This window comes from Salinivibrio sp. PR932, from assembly GCF_001996125.1.
Classification (GTDB): domain Bacteria; phylum Pseudomonadota; class Gammaproteobacteria; order Enterobacterales; family Vibrionaceae; genus Salinivibrio; species Salinivibrio proteolyticus.
Genome location: NZ_MUFM01000036.1, coordinates 1 through 24,246, shown reverse-complemented (window position 1 = coordinate 24,246; position 24,246 = coordinate 1). Strand labels below are relative to the sequence as shown.

The 24,246-nt window shown below is 48.5% G+C and carries 22 protein-coding genes; 12 read left to right on the top strand and 10 right to left on the bottom strand.

Going from position 1 to position 24,246, the window contains the following annotated elements; translation table 11 throughout:
- The first annotated feature begins 248 nt into the window (after positions 1-248).
- From BZG84_RS14080 to BZG84_RS14065, 4 genes are all read left to right on the top strand, one after another.
- Entirely contained in the window at positions 249-941 is a 693-nt protein-coding gene (locus BZG84_RS14080; RefSeq protein WP_241825807.1) for a DedA family protein, read from the top strand.
- A gap of 148 nt (positions 942-1,089) precedes the next feature.
- Entirely contained in the window at positions 1,090-3,045 is a 1,956-nt protein-coding gene (locus tag BZG84_RS14075) for an ATP-binding protein (protein WP_077662050.1), read from the top strand.
- Positions 3,042-3,542 (top strand): response regulator, encoded by a 501-nt coding sequence (locus tag BZG84_RS14070; protein ID WP_077678350.1) that lies wholly within the window; start codon positions 3,042-3,044, stop codon positions 3,540-3,542. The genes BZG84_RS14075 and BZG84_RS14070 overlap by 4 nt, the downstream gene beginning before the upstream one ends.
- Before the next feature lie 134 nt (positions 3,543-3,676).
- Positions 3,677-4,225: a hypothetical protein gene (locus BZG84_RS14065; RefSeq protein ID WP_069587087.1), complete on the top strand. Its 549-nt coding sequence runs from the start codon at positions 3,677-3,679 to the stop codon at positions 4,223-4,225.
- Positions 4,226-4,310: 85 nt separating this feature from the next.
- On the opposite strand, the gene BZG84_RS14060 is transcribed toward BZG84_RS14065, so the two are convergent.
- Positions 4,311-5,159 (bottom strand): universal stress protein, encoded by an 849-nt coding sequence (locus BZG84_RS14060; protein WP_077662052.1) that lies wholly within the window; start codon positions 5,157-5,159, stop codon positions 4,311-4,313.
- An 11-nt stretch (positions 5,160-5,170) separates the two neighbouring features.
- On the bottom strand, positions 5,171-6,685 hold the full coding sequence (locus BZG84_RS14055; protein ID WP_069587084.1) for a SulP family inorganic anion transporter: 1,515 nt from the start codon (positions 6,683-6,685) through the stop codon (positions 5,171-5,173).
- A 520-nt stretch (positions 6,686-7,205) separates the two neighbouring features.
- Between BZG84_RS14055 and BZG84_RS14050 the strand changes: the two genes are divergently transcribed.
- On the top strand, positions 7,206-8,219 hold the full coding sequence (locus BZG84_RS14050) for a bZIP transcription factor (protein ID WP_077480098.1): 1,014 nt from the start codon (positions 7,206-7,208) through the stop codon (positions 8,217-8,219).
- On the opposite strand, the gene BZG84_RS14045 is transcribed toward BZG84_RS14050, so the two are convergent.
- The gene (locus tag BZG84_RS14045; protein WP_077678349.1) at positions 8,216-8,593 is read right to left on the bottom strand and encodes a hypothetical protein; all 378 of its coding nucleotides are present in this window, start codon (positions 8,591-8,593) and stop codon (positions 8,216-8,218) included. The genes BZG84_RS14050 and BZG84_RS14045 overlap by 4 nt on opposite strands.
- 182 nt (positions 8,594-8,775) lie before the next feature.
- Here BZG84_RS14045 and BZG84_RS14040 point away from each other — a divergent pair, with 182 nt between their 5' ends.
- Positions 8,776-9,498, top strand: coding sequence for an AzlC family ABC transporter permease (locus BZG84_RS14040; RefSeq protein ID WP_077480100.1), 723 nt, complete (start codon positions 8,776-8,778; stop codon positions 9,496-9,498).
- The gene (locus BZG84_RS14035; RefSeq protein ID WP_077480101.1) at positions 9,495-9,818 is read left to right on the top strand and encodes an AzlD domain-containing protein; all 324 of its coding nucleotides are present in this window, start codon (positions 9,495-9,497) and stop codon (positions 9,816-9,818) included. Before BZG84_RS14040 ends, BZG84_RS14035 begins: the two co-directional genes overlap by 4 nt.
- A 91-nt stretch (positions 9,819-9,909) precedes the next feature.
- Here BZG84_RS14035 and BZG84_RS14030 read toward each other — a convergent pair whose 3' ends face one another.
- From BZG84_RS14030 to BZG84_RS14015, 4 genes are all read right to left on the bottom strand, one after another.
- Entirely contained in the window at positions 9,910-11,079 is a 1,170-nt protein-coding gene (locus tag BZG84_RS14030; protein ID WP_077678348.1) for a methyl-accepting chemotaxis protein, read from the bottom strand.
- Between the two features lie 305 nt (positions 11,080-11,384).
- Entirely contained in the window at positions 11,385-11,675 is a 291-nt protein-coding gene (locus BZG84_RS14025) for a YrhK family protein (RefSeq protein WP_077480103.1), read from the bottom strand.
- 23 nt (positions 11,676-11,698) lie between these two features.
- Positions 11,699-11,932 carry a DUF3955 domain-containing protein gene (locus tag BZG84_RS14020; RefSeq protein ID WP_077480104.1) on the bottom strand — a complete coding sequence of 78 codons (234 nt, stop codon included), beginning with the start codon at positions 11,930-11,932 and terminating at the stop codon, positions 11,699-11,701.
- A 123-nt stretch (positions 11,933-12,055) separates the two neighbouring features.
- Positions 12,056-13,939: a methyl-accepting chemotaxis protein gene (locus BZG84_RS14015; protein ID WP_077480105.1), complete on the bottom strand. Its 1,884-nt coding sequence runs from the start codon at positions 13,937-13,939 to the stop codon at positions 12,056-12,058.
- A gap of 412 nt (positions 13,940-14,351) precedes the next feature.
- Here BZG84_RS14015 and BZG84_RS14010 point away from each other — a divergent pair, with 412 nt between their 5' ends.
- The gene (locus tag BZG84_RS14010; RefSeq protein ID WP_077678347.1) at positions 14,352-15,896 is read left to right on the top strand and encodes a DUF3369 domain-containing protein; all 1,545 of its coding nucleotides are present in this window, start codon (positions 14,352-14,354) and stop codon (positions 15,894-15,896) included.
- A gap of 134 nt (positions 15,897-16,030) precedes the next feature.
- On the opposite strand, the gene BZG84_RS14005 is transcribed toward BZG84_RS14010, so the two are convergent.
- On the bottom strand, positions 16,031-16,999 hold the full coding sequence (locus BZG84_RS14005; protein WP_415752721.1) for an ABC transporter substrate-binding protein: 969 nt from the start codon (positions 16,997-16,999) through the stop codon (positions 16,031-16,033).
- 137 nt (positions 17,000-17,136) lie between these two features.
- On the opposite strand from BZG84_RS14005, the gene BZG84_RS14000 reads away from it, so the two are divergent.
- From BZG84_RS14000 to nrtS, 4 genes are read left to right on the top strand one after another with little or no spacing between them, the layout of a single operon-like run.
- Entirely contained in the window at positions 17,137-19,110 is a 1,974-nt protein-coding gene (locus BZG84_RS14000) for a sensor histidine kinase (protein ID WP_077678346.1), read from the top strand.
- Positions 19,107-21,065 (top strand): sensor histidine kinase, encoded by a 1,959-nt coding sequence (locus BZG84_RS13995; RefSeq protein WP_077480109.1) that lies wholly within the window; start codon positions 19,107-19,109, stop codon positions 21,063-21,065. Before BZG84_RS14000 ends, BZG84_RS13995 begins: the two co-directional genes overlap by 4 nt.
- Entirely contained in the window at positions 21,046-21,294 is a 249-nt protein-coding gene (locus BZG84_RS13990) for a hypothetical protein (RefSeq protein WP_131826271.1), read from the top strand. The genes BZG84_RS13995 and BZG84_RS13990 overlap by 20 nt, the downstream gene beginning before the upstream one ends.
- Complete coding sequence (gene nrtS, locus BZG84_RS13985; RefSeq protein WP_077678345.1) at positions 21,294-21,542, top strand: nitrate/nitrite transporter NrtS; 249 nt, start codon at positions 21,294-21,296, stop codon at positions 21,540-21,542. Before BZG84_RS13990 ends, nrtS begins: the two co-directional genes overlap by 1 nt.
- Positions 21,543-21,586: 44 nt before the next feature.
- Here the strand turns inward: nrtS and betA are convergent, their stop codons facing one another.
- Both betA and BZG84_RS13975 read right to left on the bottom strand, forming a co-directional pair.
- A complete protein-coding gene (gene betA, locus BZG84_RS13980) occupies positions 21,587-23,284 on the bottom strand; it encodes a choline dehydrogenase (protein ID WP_077482037.1) in 1,698 nt (565 codons plus the stop codon).
- 104 nt (positions 23,285-23,388) lie between these two features.
- On the bottom strand, positions 23,389-24,129 hold the full coding sequence (locus tag BZG84_RS13975) for a FadR/GntR family transcriptional regulator (protein ID WP_108742992.1): 741 nt from the start codon (positions 24,127-24,129) through the stop codon (positions 23,389-23,391).
- Positions 24,130-24,246: the final 117 nt, after the last annotated feature.

Here is a 24,246-nt window from a genome sequence, read left to right as displayed (position 1 = left end):
AGCGACAGTCCCGGAGATGACAGACACCCGTATAAACCGACTCGTCACCTTGTGAGCACGTGTGACGCGTTTTTGCGCTTTGCGACGCACTTCATGCAAGTATTGACGTGTCAAAGACAGCAACAGACATTAACGATTGTTGTGCCTCGATTACTGCAGTTTCCTCACCTATTCGCACGCTATGCACATGCCTAGTTTTTCCACCGTTGGTTGTTGAAAACGTGAATAGGTTTGATGAGGAAATAGTCTTGGACACTTTATCTGTATTTTCTGCATTATGGCATCATGATCTCGCTGCACTGCAGCACATGGATCTGTCATTGCTTTATGTTTGTGTCGGCTTGTTAGTATTCGCAGAAAGCGGCTTTTTACCCGCCGCGCCCTTACCCTGCGACAGCGTTATTGTGCTTTGTGGGAGTTTGGCTGCTTTTGGCGTCTTCCACCTCTACGTGATCATATTAATTCTGATCATGGCTGGCTGGTTAGGCAGCGCAATGGCCTTTTATCAAGGACAACGATTAAAAGAGTGGCGGTGGGTATCTCATTGGTTGAATAAAGTGCCTGCCAAGCATTTGCAGCGAGCCGACACGTTAATCGGCCGATATGGTCTGCATGCCATGTTTGTCGCACGTTTTTTACCCGTGGTACGGTCGCTACTCCCAATGATGATAGGGTTAAGGCAAGGGCTATCACTGCCCCGCTTCTTAGTGACCTCGCTCTGCAACGCGGTTTTTTGGATCTGCCTGTTGGTCTTATCAGGCTATGCCATTTCATACCTACCGCCCAAACTGGCTGGTATCGTTAATCATCTTTTGATTATTGCGCCACTGATGACATTAGTGATTGCCAGCCTCAGTCTGTTGGTCGGATGGTTGTTCCACCGCCGTACGCGTAAACGCCGCAGCCAACTCACCACCGAACAGGAAACCTTGATCGAGTAATACTAAGTACAAGGCGTCAGCACATCATGGGTTGGCGCCTATTTTGTGTAAGGATGTGACAAAGTGCGTTATTGTCGACCGATTCGCATCATCGCTGGCTAAATCCGCTTACAATGCAAAGCATTGAGCAGAAATTCAGCGATTCCTTATGAATGCCTACGTGATTTTGTGCGTCGACCACGATCCCATCATTATCGAGAAGCTCACTCACGATTTAGCCCCTTTTCGGGATGTTTTCGATCTGTGTAGTGCCGATAACCCTGATGACGCCAACGCACTTCTTGATGAATGTCAGCATCAAGGTCAACAAGTGGCAATGTTGATTTGTCATAATCAACCCGGTGATGACAGTGGCATCAATATGCTCGTCAACATCGATAATCACCCAGCTAGCATCGGTGCGCGCACTCTATTGCTCAGTGATGCGCCACAGTATGATGCCATTTTGCAGGCGGTGAATGAGGGACGGTTAAACTATTGCATGCATAAGCCTTGGCGTCGGGATGAACTACAACGCGTGGCCGAAAAAGAGCTAACCACTTATGTGTTACGCTATTGCCAGCATGATTTACTCCGCTATGCTGAAGCGCTCGACCACCGCGCCTTGCTTGATGCACAAGTGGAACGCGAAATTAACCAGTTCCAATCTCAACTGTTCTCCCCTTCAAGTAGTGACACCCGTGCTATTGCCGACAAAGTGATTCAAGGCCTTTATGCTTTTTTCGAGGGGAATGATGAAAGCAAAGCGTGTCGCACTTACAGCCCTCACCATGTTCTTACCAAAGAAAATCAATCCAATGCATTTCTCTGGTTTATTGCCGAAGGCGAAGTGGGATTGTACAAAACCGATGACGATGGCCAGGAGCATCATGTTTCTACCCTAAAAGCAGGCAGCTTGATCGGCAGCATGTCATTTGTCACCGGCGAGGTGTCTTTCTCAACGGCCCGCACCTTGACACGCACCCAAGTGATCAAAATTGACCACGAGCTGTTTGCCAAAATCATGCGTAGCCGCTCGGAGCTATTGCCGCTGTTTATCCAGCACTTATTGCTACATTTTAACCAGCGCTTAAAGCGCAGTATTGGCACCGAAATTCAATTACAACAGACACTCGCCTCATTGGACGCCGCCAACCAGCAATTGGTCGAGAAAGAAAAAATGGCGTTACTTGGCCAACTCGTGGCAGGTGTCGCGCATGAGCTAAACAATCCCGTATCGGCGATCCTGAGAAATAGCGACGCCCTCGGTGATGCATTACAAGCGGTCGCACAAACGCCATTAGCGCCTGATAGCCTTGAGCAAGCACTCACATTATTACAGACAAACCGCGAGGCAACGCCACTTTCGACGGCGCAAGCACGCGCCTATACCCAAGCCTTAACCGACCAAGTCACCGAACGTCATCTTGCCCGTGATTTAGTTGGGATGGGGTTGTATCAAGCTGACGAGGTCTCGCAATGGCAACAGCAACTGGGCGATGCCTTTACGCCCACGGTGGAAATCTGGCGACAATACGCCCGCTGCGGCCGCTTGCTACGTTCAAACCATGTCTGTGCCCAACGCATTGCCGATTTAGTCAAAAGCTTACGTACCTATGCGCGCCAAGATACCGAGCAGCGTCAGCGCACCCAGTTGATAGAAAGTATCGAAGACACCCTGACCTTGTTTGAGCATCGACTGAAGCCTCATCAATTGGATAAACGCTATCACCCATTGCCAGAAATCGTCGCCCAGCCCTACGCGCTGGCGCAAGTGTGGACTAACTTAATCGCCAATGCGCTCGACGCCATGCCAGAGCCCGGCACACTTACGGTACAAACCGACCTTGTCGATAATGATGAAGCAAGTTACATCCAAGTCGCGATTTCAGATACCGGCGTGGGAATGACGCCAGAGCAACAAGAAAAGATCTTTGCCTTAAACTACACCACCAAACGCGAGGGTCACTTTGGCTTGGGCATTGGTCTAACCGTGTGCCAACAAATTATCCAGCAACATGGTGGTGATATTCGTGTGTCATCTGTTCAGCAACACGGCACCACAATGACGGTGACACTGCCCGTTTCGCTCTCCCCTGCTACCCGTAAGGAGCCCCAGTTATGAGCCAGTATATGATTTTATGCGTGGATGACGAACGTGACGTGCTTGATAGCGTCATGGATGACTTACAAGGCTTTTCTGATCATTTTGAGTTAGAAGCTGCAGAGTCGGTTACAGAAGCTCGCGATGTAATTGAGCAAATGGCGGCGCAAGGCACGCAATTGGCACTTATCCTGTGTGATCACATTATGCCTGGTGAACTTGGCGTCGATTTTTTGATTGAGCTGGCGAAACAACCGCAAACCGCAGGGGCGCGTAAACTGCTTCTCACCGGCCAAGCGGGACTGGAAGACACAGTATCGGCGATTAACCACGCCAGTTTACATTACTACATTGCTAAACCATGGCAAAAAACGACGCTTACCAGCGTAGTCACCGATCAATTAACCAGCTTTATGATTGAGCACGAACCAAACCTGTTGCCATGGACCAGTGTACTTGATACGCCAAGACTCGTGGACGCCATCAACAAGCATAAATTCGAGGTGGGCGGCGAATAAGCGCTTTTTGCCTGAATACCCGCCATTGGGTCAGAAATCGGTAAAAAAGCCACGTCTGCCACACGGATGTGCTTGTTTATTCGTTCAATCGTCTTATAGAATGATTTCAACACCAATAACAAGTGGAATTGATAATGCGTAAATCTCTATTAGCCGGCGCTATTGTCGCTCTGGCCTCATTCAGCGCCGCGGCCAATGAAGACGACGCCAGCCTGAGCACCATGAGTAACTTCAGTTACGATTACGTTGAAGGGCGCATTGGTGTCAGCCCACTCACCTATGGTGCAGGATTTAGCATGTCTATCCATCCTAATGCACACATTCGCGTTGAGGCAGACACCGAGTTTGATTCAGACTGGGATACATCAGCTGGGATTGGCTTTCATGCCCCGATTAATAACTGGGCAGACCTGACTGGTGAGCTACTTGCTCGTGGGGTGAACAAAAAGGATTACGACAGTGATGTGGGTCTAGAAGTGAATCTAGGTATCCGTCAGTGGTTGGGTCCACAGGTAGAAGTTGGCGGCCAAATTGGTTTGCTCACCGTCGATGATGAAGAAGATACCTTTGGCTCCGCATACGGCCGTTTCCACGCCACCGAACTCTTTTCTTTGGGTGCCGAGTATCGTGTAAACGAGTGGTATGGCGACCAATTTATGTTTACCACACGCTTTAAGTACTGATTCCCAAACGTACTAAAGACAAACGGTCAACAGAAACAAAAAACCCGCATCATGCGGGTTTTTATTTACTTGCTATCCGGCACGGTTAGCGGATCAACAGCATAGGCACCGTTGATTCCACCAGCAGTTTGGTGGTGTTGCTGCCCAAAAAGAACTGACGCAGTTTCGAGTGCCCATAAGCCCCCATGACAATCAGTCCAACCTGGTTGGCCGCTTGATAGTCTAGGATAGCGCGGTGCACCTCACCGGTTAACTGCACTTCAACCACATCGACACCCGCCGTTTTCAAGCGCTCTGCCGCACGTTTAAACGCTGCCAGCTTTTCTTGTGAGTCTTCTACCATCACCAAATGACAGGTCATCCCTGCCAACAGAGGTGTATTCAAGGCTTTTTCTACCAGCTTTTCGCTGATATCGCTGCCATCAAAGGCCAATAAGTAAGACTCTGGCGCACTAAACTCACCATTCGCGACCAAAGTATGCGCCTTGATGGAGCGGATCACACTTTCCAGCTGCGACCCAATCGCTTTGGTATCGTTTTGATGCAATTCACCTGATTTGCCCAATACCAAAACACGGGTTTGTGGCTCTAGCTCGAGTAATGTTTCAACTAAATGGCCGTGGCGCTGCAGTTTACGCACATCGTCCAGCCCTTTGGCTTTGGCGTCGTCTTCCAGTTCGGACAGCAGCGCTTTACCGTGTTTCATGGCTAGCTTGGCACGCTGCTCATCCAGCTCCACCAGCTCTTGTAACAGTTGTTCACGGCTCCCGACTCCCAGATTACCTGAAAGCTCAGGTTCCGCTGGGTGTGAGGATTTATCCAACACGTGTAATAGCGTCAACGGCACAGAAAGGCGCTTGGCTGCCCAAATGCTCAAGTCTGCGACTTGCTTTGAATAATGCGGGCCATCTACGCACGCGGTAATTTGTTCCATGGTCGGTCTCCTTAGTGGCCAGCCATCATTTTTTCAACTTCTTCCGGCTTATCGTGCACGCCGAACTTATCGACGATGGTCGCAGTCGCATCATTCATACCCACGATGTTGACTTCAGTGCCTTCACGACGGAATTTAATCACCACCTTGTCGAGTACAGACACGGACGTAATATCCCAGAAGTGCGCTGCAGAAAGATCGATGGTGACACGCTCCACCGCTTCTTTGAAGTCAAACGATGATAAAAATTGATCTGACGAGGCAAAAAAGACTTGGCCAACAACGCGATACGTGCGCTCGTCGCCATTGTCTGTATTGTCGCTTTTGACCACCATAAAACGACCAATCTTGTTGGCGAAAAATAGCGCCGCGAGTAACACACCCACAAACACACCAATCGCCAAGTTATGGGTAAACACAACCACGGCAACGGTCGTCAGCATAACGATATTGGTCGACAGTGGGTGCGACTTCAGATTAATGATGGACTCCCAAGAGAAGGTACCGATCGAAACCATAATCATGACCGCGACCAATGCAGCCATCGGAATTTGGCTAATCCAATCGCTGAGGAACACCACCATGATTAGCAGCAAAGTACCGGCGATAAAGGTCGATAGACGTCCGCGGCCACCCGATTTCACGTTGATAACGGACTGACCAATCATCGCACAACCGGCCATACCACCAAGAAAACCGGTCGCAATGTTAGCCACACCTTGGCCTTTACATTCACGGTTTTTATCGCTGCTGGTATCGGTCAAATCGTCCACGATAGTGGCGGTCATCATCGATTCCAACAGGCCGACCACAGCCAGCCCCGCAGAGTATGGGAAGATAATCGCCAGCGTGTCCCAGTTTAGCGGCACGTCCGGCCACAAGAATACAGGTAAGGTATCCGGCAGCTCACCCATATCTCCGACAGTACGTAGATCAAGGTTGTATGTCATCGCGATGCCGGTCAGGACCAAAATACACACTAACGGAGAAGGAATGGCTTTACCAATACGCGGGATATACGGGAACAAATAGATAATGCCAAGGCCCGCTAACGTCATTGGGTAGACATGCCAGAGGATATCGCCCTCGCGCATGATCTCGGGGCCAAACAGCTCAGGGAGCTGCGCCATAAAGATCAAGATCGCCAAGGCGTTCACAAACCCTGTCACCACTGAGCGCGAGACAAAACGCATCAGGTTGCCGAGTTTTAGATAACCCGCACCGATCTGCAAAATACCGGTTAGCACGGTAGCGGCAAGTAAGTATTGCAAGCCATGCTCTTTCACCAAGGTGACCATCAGCAATGCCATTGCACCAGTGGCGGCCGAGATCATGCCTGGACGACCGCCCACAAAGGCGATAATCACGGCAATACTGAACGAGGCATACAGACCGACTTTGGGATCAACGCCGGCAATAATCGAAAAGGCAATTGCTTCAGGAATCAAAGCCAATGCCACCACGATACCCGCGAGGATATCACCGCGTACATTGGAGAACCAATCACGCTGAATTCTATCTATCATGAACGTCTCTATAAATTGGGATTAAAAAGTGATGTCGCGTTCTGATCTCGGGCCTACTGCAACCCAGAAAATCAAAGGGCGTGATCCTAGTCAGTTATTAACCAAGCGTCAACCGTCACATTTTTATCAATAAAAGGCGTTATTCATATAGATCAAAGCCTTATTGCGTGGATGTGATATTTTTAGCGTAGATTTATTGCCATCTTTTCTTGATACACGCTTTTCCGTATTGTCTGGACAGGTGATTAGTCCAAAATCAGCAGGTGATTGGACGTAAAACCGCGATTAGACGGGCCAGCCCAATCATTAACATCAATACGGGCGGTGACATGCCTTTACTCGAAAAGAAATGCAACCCGACCTGCTTACGTCGGTTTTGTGATGCCTTTTAATCCATGTTGGCGATGAATCAATCGCTTATTCATGTTTTCACCGCTTACTGACACACAAACGGGCCAAGATGCGCTAGGCTTTGCGCCCTCTCAATATCACAGACAATAACAACAATATGAATCCAGTCATGTCAGCGCCAACCAAGATGGCGTTACGCTTCCCCAAAGGGCGATTCGCCATGTTGAGTGTGTACAGCTTTACCGGTGCCGCCATTGTGGCTTCTACCATTTTTTCCCTGCTACTGTTCTTATCCCTTGACGACAACCCGCTAATGCAATGGTTGTTCGGGGCATTGGCAGTGATTTTTGAAGCGGGTAAGTTTTACGCATGGTACGAGTTTGGTGAGCGTCGGGCTCACGGCAACTATGTAGGCGCCTTGTCAGCCTTGGCTTTTTATCTCATTTTGGCCTTAATCTCGATCGGCGGCAGTATTGGCGGCATCAATAGTGCCACCAATGCCGCGCAAAGTGAGCAGCGCCAAGCCCAAGCGCAGATTGACGCTTATAACCGACAAATCGATGCTATCGAGCAACAAATCACCTTGAATAATCAAGCCGCTGAACGTTATATCGAATTGGATAGAATTGCGACTGGCGTGGCGCGATTACAAAAAGAAAACAACCAATTACGCAAAGAGCAACAACAGCTCGCGTTAGAGCGCGATAGTTTACCCGCGGTGGCACAGGGATCCATCTTGGGATTGATTAGCAACCTTGCGAACACATTAGGCGTGAGCGCCGATCAGGCCCAATCTTGGCTGGTGATTTTTCTCTCTGTGTTGTTAGATTTGTTCGCCGCTTTCTTTGTCGGCGTGATTGGTGAAGAACAGCGTTTCCGCCATTGGTATCGTCACCCACATGCCACGCCCCCTACGCCTGTGAACACCAAGGCGTCTCCTCGTGCCAATGATATCAACACGGAAGTCACCACGCCGGATTCAGCGTCTCCTCACGAAGATACGGATGCGCCTTATGCAGATATCAAAGCCGCGTTAGCCGCCAAAACGCTGCGTTGTAGCAAAAAAGCCGTGATGGCGGAATATGCACTCAGCCAAGAGGCCGTCGATACCCTATTTAACCATTTACAACAACAGGGATTGGTCGCCAAAAAGCCGAACCACCATTATCACTGGGTGGGTTAAACCGCCAGCATCAATATACCGCTGAGTATCATGGCGGGAAGCCCACTTAAAAACAGCCATAGTCCGAGCTTGTCATCGGGCGGTGACGATGAATCGATCACCATCGCGTGTTGTTGAGCCGTGAGCGCCCGCCGTGTCACTGRATCACGATACCAATAGCGGCTTTTGTAACGACTGTACGTCACAATACCCGCCGCCGACCAAACGAGCCCCCCGACGTAAAATGCACCATCCCCAAACGTCGTCAATGTTATCCACCCCGCCTGCCACGCCCCAACAACAGCGGCACTGGCTATTGCCGTTGACACTAACCAAACATAAAGAAAATGCACGCTTGGCGATGTAGATCCCTTCGGACGATGTGGTGCTTTCATCGTGTTTCCTTTCTGTGTCTTAGCGAGCTACTCTGGCTATTGATAATCCCACCTCTTTGCGGCATGGCGGTGATGTGGTACAAACATCTGGTAAGTTTGTTAATCAGTACGTTACCTGACCTTTTAGCACCTTACCGATAAAAACAATTTATAACCAAGCAAATACAACAAAAAGGTGATCTATGCATAAGGCTGCACAAGAGGTGCATGCGCCTGAGGCATCGGTATGGCGCGCATTAGGCGATGTCAGTCCGTTGTGCCTCGCCGTCCTGCCTTGGGGTGTACTCTGCGGTTCATTAGGGCTGCAAATGGGATTCAGTGCACTACAAACACAAGCCATGTCATTACTGGTTTTTGCAGGAGCGGTGCAATTGTCGGGCACCATGATGGTGGGCAATGCGGCGGGATTGCCAGCGGTACTCGGTTCCACACTGGTGATTAGCGCACGGCACCTTCTCTATGGTGCTCACTTTCGACAGTACATCACTCCCTTGCCACTTAAATGGCGTCTCGGCCTCGGCTTTTTACTGACCGATGAAATGTATGCGCTTTCAACCGCACACACCAGCAAGCAGGGAAAGTTTTCTAAACACTATGCCCTGTATACGGGCGCCGCGTTTTACGTGGGTTGGAATCTTGCCACCTTAGCAGGGATTCTCGCCGGTTCTCAGCTGAAAGCCTTGGAAGCCATCGGCCTCGATTTTGCCATTGCTGCCACCTTTATCGCACTGACCGTTCCCAGCATAAAAACTCGCCCCGTGCTACTTTGTACCTTGGCAAGCGGTGTCAGTATGCTGTTATTCACCTATTACCACATCCCCAATGCGTTAATCATTGCAACCGGCGTAGGTATGGTCGCGGGGCTAATGGCTGAGTCGCTACCGACACGGAGGGCGTCAACATGAGTTATTGGTTAATCATCGTCGCCATGGCGCTGATCACCTTCTCGGTGCGTTATCTGCTACTGGCACGGAGTATCCCTGTGCGCATTGGGCCGCGATTACAACGACTCCTGACCTACTCTGCACCGGCGGTTCTAACCGCGCTATGGGTACCGATTGTCTTCTTTCCCGAGGATCAGCTGGCTATCTCGGCGACCAATCCTTATTTAGTCAGTGCTTTAGTCGCGATTGGTTTAGCCTGTACGCGCTTATCAACCTTGATGGTGGTTCTGATTTCCATTGGTGCCTTTGTGTCACTGCAACTATGGATACTTCCGCACTGACACCATCCGAGATGATGGGTTAGCACATCGACAAAAACGGGCCTACTTGGCCCGTTTTTCTCTTCCTACTACTTACCATGAGAGTGACGACTTAAGCTCTCGCACGCGCCTTTCTCAGGTTCAATTCATCCAAATCTTGATTGAGTGACTCGGCTAATTCGCTGATTTTCTCCATATCTTGTTTGTTTTCCAACGCAATATCTGCGGCTTGTTGTCCCGATTCGGTCAATCGATTGATATTGGCAGAAATATCCGATGACACAGTACGTTGCTGCTCAATGGCGCTTGCCAGTGAGTTAATCCGGTCTGTAATGATAGAGAAGTTCTCCAGCACCCCGTCAATCGACCGCGATGTCTCGCTCGCCTGCTTCGATGCACGGTTGGCGAGCGACTCAGTCCGGTCAGAAAGCTCTGACGATTGCTTCAGACTACGGAATAATTCATTGGTCATATTATTAATTTCACTGGCCGATGATTGCGTACGGCTAGCCAACTTTCGGACTTCATCCGCAACTACGGCAAACCCTCGTCCTTGTTCGCCTGCCCGGGCGGCTTCAATTGCGGCATTTAAAGCAAGTAAATTAGTTTGCTCAGCCACATCAGTGATAACTTCCAAGAAGTGCTCAATTTGTCCCGCACTGTGCTCAACTTTATCAAACATTTCTGCAGAGACGTTGATTGCTGATACAAGCTCGTTCAATTCGCTCATCATCTCAGACAGCTCTTTCTGCGACTGACGTGAGCTTTCATCTACTTTTTCAGCTTCAGATGAAATGGCTTGTACGTCTTCTGACAGTGAGCCCACCGTACTAGTCATTTCTTCAATCGCTGTCGCAATGCTGTCGATCTTCTCGCTTTGCTCTTCGGTCAGGATAGCGCCTTTTTCCGCTCGCTTTTCTGAGCTGTCGGTAAAGCTATCCAGCGTATCGGCTGCCTTTTCTACGTTGCGAATCGTTTGACGTAACCGATCGACGGCTCGATTCAATGATTGTGCGACCTCGGTAAACTCATCGCCATCATTGGTGCTCAATTGGGCGGTAAGGTTGCCTTTCGCGAGCTCCTTGGCAAATGTACTGACGCGTGTAATGCCTGCTGTAAAACGTTGATTAATAAACATGGTCGCAGCTACTGCAATCATCAAGCTTAATCCGAGCACCACATATTCATTTAGCCAAGCCATATGAAATATCAACGCGGCATTTAAGCTCACCATGAGCGCATAGCTTGTAATGGATATGGCTCGAATTGACACCTTTGGCATAGACTTCTTCCTCCTTTGAATAAACACCGACGTGTTCGGTGCGACGTGGAGATATCAAGAACAATGCCAATAAATAAAGACAATGCATCGACTATAACGCCAGCAATCACTTAGCGAGAAATCACGCGAAATGAGGGCAACACAGTGACAGCATTCCGCTAGATTTATAGACAATCGTTGCATTATGCGTACGAGGATAAAAATCCGTGGTAAGAGACGCATCTCTCGCCACGAATGATGTGAGGCTAGTGTATTGCAGTTTGCAACAGGAGGGAGAGTAGGCCCGATGATACCGCTATATCTGACTACTCTTGATCTAACGATGAGGAGCTAAGCGCTCGGTTTTGGACCCGCGAGACATGGACCAAACTCATCAACTTGATACTCGGTTTTAACAGCAGCTGTGCGCTCCCAACAATGAAAAGCCAGGTACCACTTTCCATCAACGCATCGTTTAAGAAGAAAAAACTGCCAATCAAAAACCAAATCGCGATTAGAAGGTCGTTAAAAGCCCCACACGCCTCATAACGACGTTGAATCACCAAGTGTTTATTACCGATATCAATATCCAGTTCTCGGCCGTGACGTTCAATCATGTTGCCTCCTCTGGACCTTGGTATCAGCAATCAAGATGTTGGCGTTTAACGATCAGTACCGTTTGCACCATTTTAAACGTAAAAATCACCGCGCTCACCGCGAGGAATAGCCATGCAAGTGGAATAAACGCGAAGGGTTCTTGTAGCGTGCCGTTGGCAGCAATGTTAGGGGTGGATAAGTTGAATGCTAAGAGGCATCCAATACCAAGCAGAAAGAAGATAAATGAGGTACGAAAATGTCGTAATAGGGTTAGCATAAAACCTTTTTGTTGTTGCTTCAGTGCTTAGTGTGACCAACCTCACTGAATAAAGTTCAGTTTTATCTTCATTTTTTTCAAAAAATCTGGCTACCCTTAACGTCAGGGTAGCCAGATGCGCGTTTAAAGTTTGTAGGTTGCCACTTTTTCGCTAAGGTTCGCCGCTTGAATACGCAACCCATCCGCCTCTTCAGACGCATCGTTCGCACTATGAACAAGGTGCTCAGACACATCTTTAATTGAGGTAATATTTTGCGTGATCTCGCTAGTCACATGGGTTTGTTCTTCAGCAGCCGTTGCAATTTGAGTCGCCATATCGCTAATTTGGTTAACCGCCGCATCAATCTCACTCAATGCTGCAGTGGCTTTATCAGCGTCCGCGACCGAGTCACCCGCCAGTGATGAACTACTTTCCATAATAGAAACGGCATTGGCTGTGGTGGTTTGCAAGGTATCAATCGTAGACTTAATTTCTTCAGTCGATGCATGGGTGCGCTGAGACAAGATGCGCACTTCATCGGCAACTACCGCAAAACCACGGCCCTGTTCGCCTGCTCGTGCCGCCTCAATCGCCGCATTCAGCGCCAGCAAATTGGTTTGCTCAGCGATATCTTGAATGGTCGATAACACGGTCGAAATTTCTTGGGAGTGACTGTCCAACTCCGCCACGATGGTACTGGCCTGCTTCAACTCATCGGCCAAGCGGGTGATTGACGTCTTAGTGTTCTCCACCACCGCCCGACCATTATTGGTACTTGCGGTTGAATCTTGTGCGGTGCTTGCGGTGTGCTCAGCATGTGAGGCAATTTCCTGCGTCGCCGATGCCAGTTCTGTCACGGCTGTCGCCACCATGGTGATCTCTTGTTGCTGCTGATTAATATCATCCACGTTGCGTTGTGCACGATCGGTACTGCTTTTCGATTGCGATGTCAGCTGATCGGCCTGTCCACGAATATGGCTGATGAGTTGATGCATACTTCCTACGAAAGTATTGAAATTGTGCGCCAACTGCCCGACTTCATCTTCGCTTTCTACCTCAATCCGCTGGGTCAAATCACCGCTACCATGCGCAATTTGCTCAAGCGCATTCGACACATTGGTCAGTGGTTTAAACAGGACGTTAACCAACAGGTTAAATAACAAAGTACACGCAATCACCACCCCGATGGTCACAGCAATTTGTCCCCACACCGCATCGAACAAAGGCGCTACCAACGAGTCATAATTGATCACCGTGACCGTCATTAATCCCGTATTGGCAATCGGCTTGGCATACACCACACTTTGCTCACCGTTTACCTCGGCCATAAGATCTTGGCCCGAATTGGCGGCATTTTTTACCGTACTTAACGATAGGCCTAAGTCACTGACGGGTTGGTTAAGAAGATCCGTATTGGCATGGGTAAAGATGTTGCCATCGCCATTGGCAATAAACATATAACCGCGCCCAGGTAAGATAACCTTCTCAAGGCCTTGAATGATGTCGCCAATTTCAACGTCCGCACCAAGCACCACCATGTCGCCACCCAGTTGCAAGGCTTTACCTAAAGAGACAACATTAGCGCCAGTCGCTGCGGCCACCGTAGGGTTATCCATAAACACGCTCGACGGATCGGCTTTCGCGTTGATGTACCACCCCCATTTGCGTGGATCATCATTACCGGGAGGGAGGACCACACCATTGGCGTTGTCTTGACTACCATCTGGATACGCGAGGAACACATTATCAAACCCACCCGAATCGCGAACCTGTTTTAGGTGCGTCACAATGCTGTTGAGATTGGCTTCACTGCTTAGCGACGTCATCGCACGTTCTTTCGACACGATCCAATCCGCCACATACTGGTTATATGAGGCCGTCGTACTTTCGAGACGTTGCGATACCTCGGTATCAAGCCGTGATAGTGACGCCCGAAATGAGATCGCTTCCACCAGTAAACCACCTATGATGATGGCGACACTCGCCGATAGCGCAAGCTTATTTTTTAATGAAAGTTTTTTAAACATAACTGCCTTGTTTGTTTGTCAAAATCTGATTGTGATTGTTGTCTAGTCAGTAAAACAGCGATCACAAAAACCCGCAAAACCGCTCACTATCAAATGATATCTGCATCACAACAATCTTAATGATGCGTTACGCAACACGTTGAAGTGTTAACGTGTTTTATCCAAATAGTAGCCCCTTTGGTGCAATTGATTACATAAGCTATGCCGAGTTAGAAGGGAGATAAGCGTCTCTACCTACCAAAAGAAATCCATACAATACTGCGCGAGATCAGGAAGAAAGAATGATGTATCGATATCAATTCGACCTTGTATTAGCAAAATGCCACATTGGCACGTCGTGCTGACTCGCAACTTTTATTTTGCTCAACTACGCTTTAGATAACTAAGAAGTACGCGAATAGAGGCGAAGATCATGGACTTGTTTGCGGATCAGCGTGACGACGCATCACCATCCCCACCAGAAACGAATCAGGCTTCCACCCACGAGCCATGGCGTATTCTGTTGGTGGATGATGATGATTTGATGCACGAGGTGACGCGCTTGGCGTTAACAGGGTTTACGTTTCAAGATCGCCCGCTCGAGATTTTATCGGCATTATCAGGGCAAGAAGCGAAAGACATTCTCGCAAAAGAGGAAGGTATCGCCCTGGCACTTGTGGATGTGGTGATGGAAACCGAGCACGCGGGTTTAGATCTGGTGCGATATATCCGCGATGAGAAAAACGACCACGTGATCCGGTTAGTGTTGCGGACTGGCCAAGCGGGACAAGCCCCCGAAGATAGAGTCATCCGCGAATACGATATTGACGATTACAAAGAAAAAACCGAACTCACCACCCAAAAGCTAAAAACCTTACTCTACTCTATGCTGCGCTCTTATCGCGATTTGTGCATGATTGAGGAGCAAAAACAAGGATTAAAGCGGGTGATTGAGGCGTCGGCCAACGTCCAAAACACTACTAACCTGCAACACTATGCGACCGCGGTGTTGGAGCAACTTACCTCATTGCTACACATTCATGACTCAGCCTTTTATTGCGTCGTACAACCTCGCCCTGGCGCAGAAGAGTCACGCGCACTGACCCTCGCCGCGACAGGAGAATACGTTGACTGCTACAGCGAATGTGCATTTGAGAAGTTACCGAAAACGGTAGCAGAACGATGCCAACAAGCCCTCAATAAACAACAGAGTATCCAGTTTGATGATGGCTTTGTGCTGTTCCATCGTGATGAGGAAGATGTTGAGTTTCTACTTTACGTAAATCACGCTAAAACTCTCTCAGAGCTCGACCAACATTTGCTGAAAATATATATGCAAAACATTGGGCTGACGTTCGAGAACCTTAGCTTGATGGTAGATTTACGTGAAACTTCCAAAGAGCTAGTTTATAACCTCGCCAATGCAGTGGAAGCGCGGAGTAAAGAAACGGGGGCGCACGTGCAACGGGTATCTTTGTTCTGTGAACGCCTTGCAGAGCTTTACGGCCTGAGTGAGCAAGAGGCCACCATGATTAAACACGGATCGCCGCTGCATGATGTGGGTAAAGTCGCGATCCCTGATGCCATTTTGCACAAACCCGGTAAGCTCGACGCTGATGAATGGGAGATCATGCAAAAACACGTTGAATATGGTGTCGAAATTCTTAGCCATTCCAAACGCCGTTTAATTTTGGTTGCCAAAGAAATTGCCGCGACTCACCATGAAAAATGGGATGGCAGTGGATATCCCAACAAATTGGCAGGGGAAAACATCCCTGTCAGTGGACGGATTTCTGCATTAGCCGACGTGTTTGATGCACTCGGGTCAAAACGCTCATATAAAGATGCGTGGACTGATGACGACATTCGTAACGAGTTGATCGCACAGCGCGGCAAACATTTTGAGCCCAAGCTGGTCGACTTACTGATCGATAACTGGGACGACTTTATTGCAATCCGCGAAGCGCACCCAGACTAATCGTATGCTTTTACCCAACAATCAAAACGCGCCGTTTGAGCGCGTTTTTTGTGCGTGTTATCCAAAGCGATTGCTTATCCCAAAATGTGCTGACCAACGGTATCGTCAGCACTTAGGCTTTCATCCTCACGCCATCAATCAATGTTTTGCCACCGTGAAGAAGGCGTCAACGACCAGCGTTTCATTTCACTGGCACTATAAATCGCCCGCCCTTGGCGACCAATTTGAATCGGTATTGTGCTTGCATCTGCGCCAGCATGAATTTGTTTAACGAGCTCCCCCGCATGCTGGCCTTGTGACTCACCAAATAACACAACACCGCCCGCCGTCTTCCCTTTACCGACAGAAAAGTCCCAAAAGCCAAAGATCGGCAACTTTGCATGTTGGTTTGTCCAACTGAGTACTTGGTTGGCGTCGACATTGTTTTCTTCACTGTCCACTAAGGTTTGATATAGGCCAACAATAATTGCATCAAAGCCATCGCGTTTTGCGGCAGTAATTTCGCGCTGCCAACCTTGGAACGTCACAGCAGTAACGATATCAATTTCAATCCCTAAGCTACGACGAATTTGTTCGTACTGACGCAGTATATAATCAGCAGCAATTTCCGAAGTGACCCCCGAGTCGAACATCACTTTTACTTTGATGTTTTTCTTACCTAGCAGCATGCTGATTTCACGTACATTTCGCACAAATAAGGGTAATTCCAGTACGCCAGTTACTTTTGCTTGACCGTCATACTGGGCAAGCAAATGGCGAGGGTTAGAGTTAATACCTAAAAAAACAATCGAAATGGGCTCATCATAGAGCCTTGGCAACATGTATTTCAGCGCATTATCATCGCCGAGTACCACGATTTCAGGCTTTGCTGCTTGGTATGCGGCAAAGGCTTTATCCGCCTGCTTTTCAAACTCACGGGGTGGCAGCCGCTTGGTATCCATTTCAAAGCGAGATAGCGTGTAATCACTGCCCAATGCCTTTTCTAGACCAGCGATATAGCTTTTATCCCAATCATAGCCATAGTGATAGCTTTGAATCAGCATCACATTCGTGGCCCAAGCAGGGGCCGTTGCAAAAAGGAGTAAACTAATGAGTACTTTTATCAACCGGTGCATGATGAGCTCCATAGTAACCGAACCTTTTTAGTGTAGGCGAGCCAAGACAGATACCATGGGTATGACATCCTGTTTTTTCATCTACACTTAAATTTGATTCCGTTGCCATCGATGACTGTAGACGTATGAGCAAAAGCCATAAATTCGATGAAAGTATCCGTAACCCTTTCTTCAGCCTTGTTGGCCGTCGAATTTTGCTGATCATGATTTTTCTCAGCGGCTTCTTCACCATTTTCACCACGCTTTTGCAAACGTATTGGGACTATGACGAAGCATTCAACAATGTGGATAGCCGTCATTATGAAATTGAGAATATTCATGCCGATTTATTGGCAAGCTCGCTTTGGATTTATGATCTAAGCAGTGTGCAAGAGCGTCTGGATGGCTTGGTCAACCTTCCCCATGTCAATTATTTATCCGTACGCTCAGAGAACTATTTGTTCGACGCTGGAGAACCTGTCGAGGTCAGTAAGCTCGTCAATGAATACCCACTCGAATATGATGATCCAGACACAGGGCGTACACAGCGTATCGGGACGATTTATGTTGAATCGGACATCAATACGATATACACACATTTGATTCAGCAGTTTTTTCTTACTTTGCTACTCAACGCTATTAAGACCTTGCTAGTTTGTTATCTGATTCTACTGGTCTTTCATCACACTGTGAGCCAGCGCGTATTCCATGTTGCTCAATTTTTACGGGGCTACAATCCGCTAGACCCAGCACACAAAACGCTCACTCTGCCAAAAACGAAATACATCATGGAAAAGGAAGACGAGCTGGACTGGCTCGCAGTAGAAACCAACAAAATTACCGACAACATGTCAACGCTGTATCGAAAAATTATGTTAGAGCGAGAGCGCCTATCAGACTTTACTCATGTCTCCTCTGATTGGCTGTGGGAAACCGATGCCGACCTAAAACTCACTTTTTGCTCTGACCCGATGCGTCACGCTCTAGGTATCGAAGCCAAGCATTTTCCCTACTTACACGACATACTCAAAACGATTGGCTGTAACCAATTCATTGGCAATTTGCAGCGCCAGCAAGATTTTGCGATGTGTGAAGAAATCATCCAAATTGATAATGACACCCGCTATTTCGTCTTTCAGGCGCTCGCCCACTATGGCGTCGATGGTTTTCGTGGCTTCCGTGGCACTGGTATCGATATTACGGAGCTCAAAAAGACACAATTTGAACTCGAAACGTTAAACCAAAACCTCGAAGTCACCGTCGATGAGCGCACTCGCGAGCTACAAGAAAGTATGGAGCGACTAAAGGCGGCGCAGGATCAGTTAGTGGAGTCTGAGAAATTAGCCGCATTAGGGAGCTTGGTGGCTGGCGTTGCGCACGAAGTGAATACCCCGCTAGGCATTGCAGTCACCGCCTCCTCTGTGGTGAAAGAAATCACTACCACCCTCAATGCTGCGTTCAAAGAAAAGACACTGACAAGCACTCAATTTGCATCACTGATGAAACAAGTAGATGACAGTATCAACATGCTCGAACACAACCTGAATCGCGCCTCACACCTGATTCGTGACTTCAAACAAACTGCCGTTGACCAAGTTTCGGAGGCGCATACCGAATTTGATGTCAAAAAAACGATCGATGCGCTCATTGCAAGTCTGCATCCTGAAACGCGTAAAGTGCCCGTCGAGCCAATGGTGAAAGGAGAGGAAAAAATTATCATGCACAGCCTTCCCGGCGTGCTGACTCAAGTCATTTCTAATTTGGTGATGAACAGCATCAATCATGCATTCGACGATACCGACGCGCCACACATTCTGATTGAGTTTGAACGCCAAGATGAGCATCTCTATCTGTGTTACCAAGATAACGGCTGTGGCGTCCCCGAAGAGTTACATCAACGCATTTTTGAGCCCTTTTATACCAGCAAACGCGGTCGCGGTGGATCAGGGCTCGGGCTGAATTTGGTTTTTAACTTGGTCAAGCAAAAGCTTCAAGGCGAGTTACAGTTTGAATCGACGCCCGGTGAAGGCGCCAAGTTTATGTTTTTAATTCCATTGAACCTGGCCAATATCGCCTCACAACAACGCGAAGATACTCAGCACACAATAGGGAAGCAATGAGCCAACTGCAGAAGTTTGAGGAAAGCATTAGTCACCCGCTGTTCAGTATTGTCGGACGGCGGATCATCTTATTGATGGTGTTGTTGAGTAGCTTTTTTACCATTATGACCACACTGCTGCAGCTTTCATGGGATTATGAAGAGGCGTTCGATAACGTCGATCGTCGCCACTACGAAATTGAAAACGTCCATGCCGATTTAATTGCCTCCTCATTGTGGGTCTTTGACTTGGTGAGTGCACAAAACCGTCTCGATGGGCTCGTGAACTTGCCTTATATCGACTATCTGTCGATTGAATTCGATGGTGTTGTCCTTGATGCAGGTGAACCTATTAGCAAGAACAGTGTGATGAGTAGCACTGAGCTTATTTACTTTCATCCGGATACAGGGCGACGCATTGAGCTAGGTACGCTATTTATCGAATCGGATGCTCAAAAGATCTACGATATTTTACTGCGTCAATTCGTGATCACCCTGCTTCTTAACGGCATTAAAACCCTGATTGTCTGCGCATTAATTTTGTGGGTGTTCCACCAAAGTGTCAGCCAGCGGGTGTTCTCAATTGCCAAACACCTGCGTCATTTTGATCCGTTAGCCCCCATTCATCAGCCGCTGGAACTTAAGCATCGCAAGTTCATCATGGAAAAAGATGACGAACTTGACTGGCTTGCCGAAGAGACCAACAAAATAACTCTGCGTATGGCTAACTTATACCAGAGCATTATTCTGGAGCAGGAGCGCCTCGCAGATTTCACCAGCGCGTCATCCGATTGGTTATGGGAAACCAACGCAACACAACGTCTCACGTTTTGCTCAGATGCCATGCAGACAGCGCTTGATATTGATATACACAATACGCCCAAAATCCGCGATATCCCTTTACTCGCGAACTGTTACTCGTTACTTGGCCACCTCGAAGACTATGAAAACTTCACCATGTGTGAAGAGAAAATATTATTGAACAAGCGCCCTCATTACTTTGTTTTTCAGGGCATTGCCCACTTCAGCGATGAAGGATTTGTCGGTTTTCGCGGCACGGCAATTGACATCACCGAGCTAAAGCAAACCCAGCTTGAATTGCAATTACTAAACCAGAACTTGGAGAAAACCGTCAATGAACGGACGCAAGATCTGGAGCAAAGCATGGAGAATCTAAAAGCCGCACAGAACCAATTAGTGGAATCAGAAAAACTGGCCGCTTTGGGAAGCCTGGTTGCCGGTGTTGCACATGAAGTAAACACCCCACTCGGGATCGCGGTGACTGCCAATTCGGTGATTAAAGAGGCGGTAGCCACACTCAATCATGCCTTCGCGGACCAATCCCTCACCAGTCAACAATTTGAAGCCGTGATGAAGCAGATCGTCGATGGCTCCAACATGTTGGAAAATAACCTCAATCGTGCCGCCCGCTTGATTCGTGATTTCAAACAAACCGCCGTTGATCAAGTCTCAGAGAGCCGCAGTCAGTTTCGTGTTGTACAGGCACTAGACGCGCTAATGGGGAGTTTGCGCCCTGAAACGAAAAAAGTGCCCGTCGTCCCTATTATTGAAGGCGATGCCAACCTAGAAATGAGTAGCTTACCCGGAGTATTAACCCAAGTGGTATCAAACTTGGTGATGAACAGCGTGCGGCATGCGTTTGAGAATATCGATAGCCCTGCGATTCACATCAAGATCACTGATCTAGGCGAAGATGTAGAAGTGGTTTATACCGATAATGGTGTAGGCGTGCCGCCTGAACTGCATCAGCGCATTTTTGAGCCTTTTTACACCAGCAAGCGTGGCAAAGGAGGCTCGGGGCTTGGCCTTAACTTAGTGTTTAATCTGGTTAGACAAAAGCTTCAAGGCAAACTAAGTTTTGACTCAGATATCAACCAAGGCGTGACGGTGGTGCTCACGTTACCGAAGTTCTTACAAGTATCCGCCCAATCGGAAAGTGAAAGCGTTTCGCGATAAATCAGGACACCTCCTACACTGCCCCGTTTGTTTGCAGCAAGCGAAACTGGTGAAGAATGATGGCGCTTACACCCTCGCGCCCACCGGGGTTCAGCGTTCACCAGCTAAACAGCGTCGCAAGCCAGATACGGCATTAATTCGTCGAGTGATCCAAGAAACCATCGATACGATCCCAACTCAAGCGCTACTTGCTCGGGCAAATGAACGTCATCTTGATCTGGACACCTGATGCAACCGCTTATCCGTATACTCGTAAAGCGAAGCTTGGTCATTAACGCGATCAAAATAGCTTTAGTGGTGGGAACAATACTCAACATTATCAATCAAGGCGATGCGCTGTGGGCCGATGGCTCATTTAGTATCGGCCATGCGCTACTCAACTATCTCGTCCCCTACAGCGTGGCAAGCTATAGCGCGGCCAAGTACCAACTCAACCAGTCAACAAACCCTTCAAATAACACGGACAAAGCCCCATAAAAAAGCCAGCATTCTGCTGGCTTTCATCCGAAAACAGCGGCCGATTACGCCACGTCAGCCGTCGCTTTCTCTACCGGCTGTGAACCAGTTTCTGGCATATAACGGTAATACTCAGCGTCTTTCGCGGGTGCGAGCGTATGCCCCATCATCATATCTGCCGCCTTTTCAGCTACCATGATCGTCGGCGCATACAAGTTACCATTGGTAATTGCTGGGAAAACGGACGCATCAACGACACGCAGATTTTTCACCCCATGTACATTCAATGATTCATCCACGACTGCCATTTCATCGCTCGCCAAGCCCATTTTGCAAGTACAGCTGGGGTGGTAAGCACTTTCCCCTTCGCGTGCCACAAAATCGAGGATCTCTTCATCGGTTTGCGCATCGCTGCCCGGTGATAACTCTTTACCGCGAAGGTGGTCAAACGCAGGTTGCGCAATGATATCTCGCGACACGCGAATCGCTTCCACCCACTCTTTACGCTCTTGTGGCGTTGAGAGATAGTTAAAGAAGATCTCTGGCTTCTCATCTGGGTTAGTGCTGCGAATTTTAACGTAACCGCGCACATCGGTATTCATCGGCCCCACATGCAACTGGAAACCATGTCCTTTGTTGGGTGCCGAACCATCATAGCGAATTGCCAAAGGTAAAAAGTGGAACTGCAAGTTCGGATACGCCACCTCATCATTACCACGCACAAAACCACCTGCCTCAAAGTGGTTGGTCGCGGCAGCACCTTTACGACGGAACAGCCAATCAAAACCGATTTTCGGTTGATTGTGAAACTTAAGCGCGGGATACATGCTGACCGGCTCTTTACATTCATACTGCACGTAAAGCTCAAGGTGGTCTTGCAAGTTTTCACCCACACCCGGCAAATGGTGAACAGGCTTAATCCCTAAGTTTTTCAACATGGTCTCATCGCCAATACCCGATAGCTGCAACAGCTTCGGTGAGTTGATTGCACCACCACAACTGATAATCTCGGCGCCATAGGCGGTTTTCTTCCGTCCCCACTTGCGATATTCCACACCGATAGCCGTTTTGTCTTCAAACAGCACTTTATCGGTTGTCGCACCGGTGATCACGGTAAGATTTTTACGGTTCATCACCGGGTGTAGATACGCGCGCGCAGCACTGTGGCGACGACCGCGATAGATATTTTGGTCGAAAATCCCAAAGCCTTCTTGCTGATAACCGTTTACATCGTCGGTTAATGGATAGCCCGCTTGCTGGGTGGCATTAAAGAAGGCACTAAACAGAGGGTTATCGCAATCGGCGGTACTGATCGCCAGTGGCCCATTATTACCATGGTAATCATCTTGGCCCTGTAAACGCGTTTCACACTTGCGGAAATACGGCAGGCAATGGGCATAATCCCATTTTTTTAATCCGTGCTCGTTGGCCCACTTCTCGTAGTCCATGGCGTTACCACGGATGTAAATCATGCCATTAATGCTGCTACAACCGCCAAGCACTTTGCCACGTGGCTGTGCGATACGGCGATTATGCATGTTCGGCTCGGGCTCGGATTCGTATAGCCAGTTATAGGTGCCATCAGTCAGCAAGTATGTCAGTGCGGCGGGCATATGAATGCGAAAATCAAGTCGATAATCAGGACGACCCGCCTCAAGAAGTAGCACCTTGTTATCTGGATTGGCACTTAAACGGTTCGCCAACACACAGCCTGCTGAACCCGCGCCAATAATGATGTAATCGTAGTTTTGTTGCAGTCCCATAAAACCTCCAGTTTTCCTTCCCGCGCGCAGTGACTTGTTCGCCATCTTGGTGGCGCGGTTATGGGTGAATGTAGTTAGAGGTTTCCTTTTTGAAGTGTTTTTTATTATTTGCTTGATGCTTGTGCATCAATGCATTGTTGTAGCAACCGATAGTGGTGGCTGATCGTTGCCTGCGCCTTAAAAGGCTCTGCGGCAACAATGTGGTGGACGGTCTGCTGCCAGTTTTCCACCGTTTGGCGACGATACTCCGCCGCCTGATAAAGGGCATAATCGTGCGAGCTAAAGCCTTGTTGCAGCGCATGCATTACCCACTCAAAAATTGGGTTGCCTGACATTTCAGCAATCAGCAGGTTTAGCGCCCGATCTAGCTCCCCTAATCGATCAAGATCTGGACTCACACTCGCCGCTTCAGCCGCTAAGGCTTCTACGGTTTCCTGCAGTGTGACTTTCTGCGCCTCATTCCCGCGACTCATCGCAAGTAAAACCAAGCTTTGGTCGACCGTTTCACGAAACTCCGCCACTTTCTCCGCATTGATATGGCTTTGCTTGAGAAACAGCGCCAGTGATTCACTGATATGATGAACATCCACTTGGCGCACGACAGCACCGCCTTTCTGACCCTTGCGGATTTCAATCAAGCCTTTTTGTTTGAGTGCCTGAATCGCCTCACGCACCACACCGCGTCCTGTTCCGAACTGTTGCTGAAGCTCACGCTCACTGGGTAGTTTGTCACCAGGCTTTAGCGCCTCAGACAGAATCGCTGACTCAATTTGTAATGCCACATCTTCACTGGCCCGGCCCATTTGCACCGGATGAAAAAGGCTTTGTGCGGTTGTGTTCATCATCACCCTCTCTTTTGGTAGGACCAAACTAGCAATATTAGCTCTATAAAGTCAAATACCATCTCGCTAGCCTTACTTTGGTACGACCATTACCCATAATAGAAAATCAACTTATTGGAT

Bases quoted from the DNA above. Each gene is read 5' to 3' on its own strand.
- BZG84_RS14075 (WP_077662050.1), top strand. From the start codon at position 1,090: ATGAATGCCTACGTGATTTTGTGCGTCGACCACGATCCCATCATTATC.
- BZG84_RS14070 (WP_077678350.1), top strand. From the start codon at position 3,042: ATGAGCCAGTATATGATTTTATGCGTGGATGACGAACGTGACGTGCTT.
- BZG84_RS14065 (WP_069587087.1), top strand. From the start codon at position 3,677: ATGCGTAAATCTCTATTAGCCGGCGCTATTGTCGCTCTGGCCTCATTC.
- BZG84_RS14060 (WP_077662052.1), bottom strand. From the start codon at position 5,159: ATGGAACAAATTACCGCGTGCGTAGATGGCCCGCATTATTCAAAGCAA.
- BZG84_RS14055 (WP_069587084.1), bottom strand. From the start codon at position 6,685: ATGATAGATAGAATTCAGCGTGATTGGTTCTCCAATGTACGCGGTGAT.
- BZG84_RS14050 (WP_077480098.1), top strand. From the start codon at position 7,206: ATGTCAGCGCCAACCAAGATGGCGTTACGCTTCCCCAAAGGGCGATTC.
- BZG84_RS14040 (WP_077480100.1), top strand. From the start codon at position 8,776: ATGCATAAGGCTGCACAAGAGGTGCATGCGCCTGAGGCATCGGTATGG.
- BZG84_RS14035 (WP_077480101.1), top strand. From the start codon at position 9,495: ATGAGTTATTGGTTAATCATCGTCGCCATGGCGCTGATCACCTTCTCG.
- BZG84_RS14030 (WP_077678348.1), bottom strand. From the start codon at position 11,079: ATGCCAAAGGTGTCAATTCGAGCCATATCCATTACAAGCTATGCGCTC.
- BZG84_RS14025 (WP_077480103.1), bottom strand. From the start codon at position 11,675: ATGATTGAACGTCACGGCCGAGAACTGGATATTGATATCGGTAATAAA.
- BZG84_RS14020 (WP_077480104.1), bottom strand. From the start codon at position 11,932: ATGCTAACCCTATTACGACATTTTCGTACCTCATTTATCTTCTTTCTG.
- BZG84_RS14015 (WP_077480105.1), bottom strand. From the start codon at position 13,939: ATGTTTAAAAAACTTTCATTAAAAAATAAGCTTGCGCTATCGGCGAGT.
- BZG84_RS14010 (WP_077678347.1), top strand. From the start codon at position 14,352: ATGGACTTGTTTGCGGATCAGCGTGACGACGCATCACCATCCCCACCA.
- BZG84_RS14000 (WP_077678346.1), top strand. From the start codon at position 17,137: ATGAGCAAAAGCCATAAATTCGATGAAAGTATCCGTAACCCTTTCTTC.
- BZG84_RS13995 (WP_077480109.1), top strand. From the start codon at position 19,107: ATGAGCCAACTGCAGAAGTTTGAGGAAAGCATTAGTCACCCGCTGTTC.
- nrtS (WP_077678345.1), top strand. From the start codon at position 21,294: ATGCAACCGCTTATCCGTATACTCGTAAAGCGAAGCTTGGTCATTAAC.
- betA (WP_077482037.1), bottom strand. From the start codon at position 23,284: ATGGGACTGCAACAAAACTACGATTACATCATTATTGGCGCGGGTTCA.
- BZG84_RS13975 (WP_108742992.1), bottom strand. From the start codon at position 24,129: ATGATGAACACAACCGCACAAAGCCTTTTTCATCCGGTGCAAATGGGC.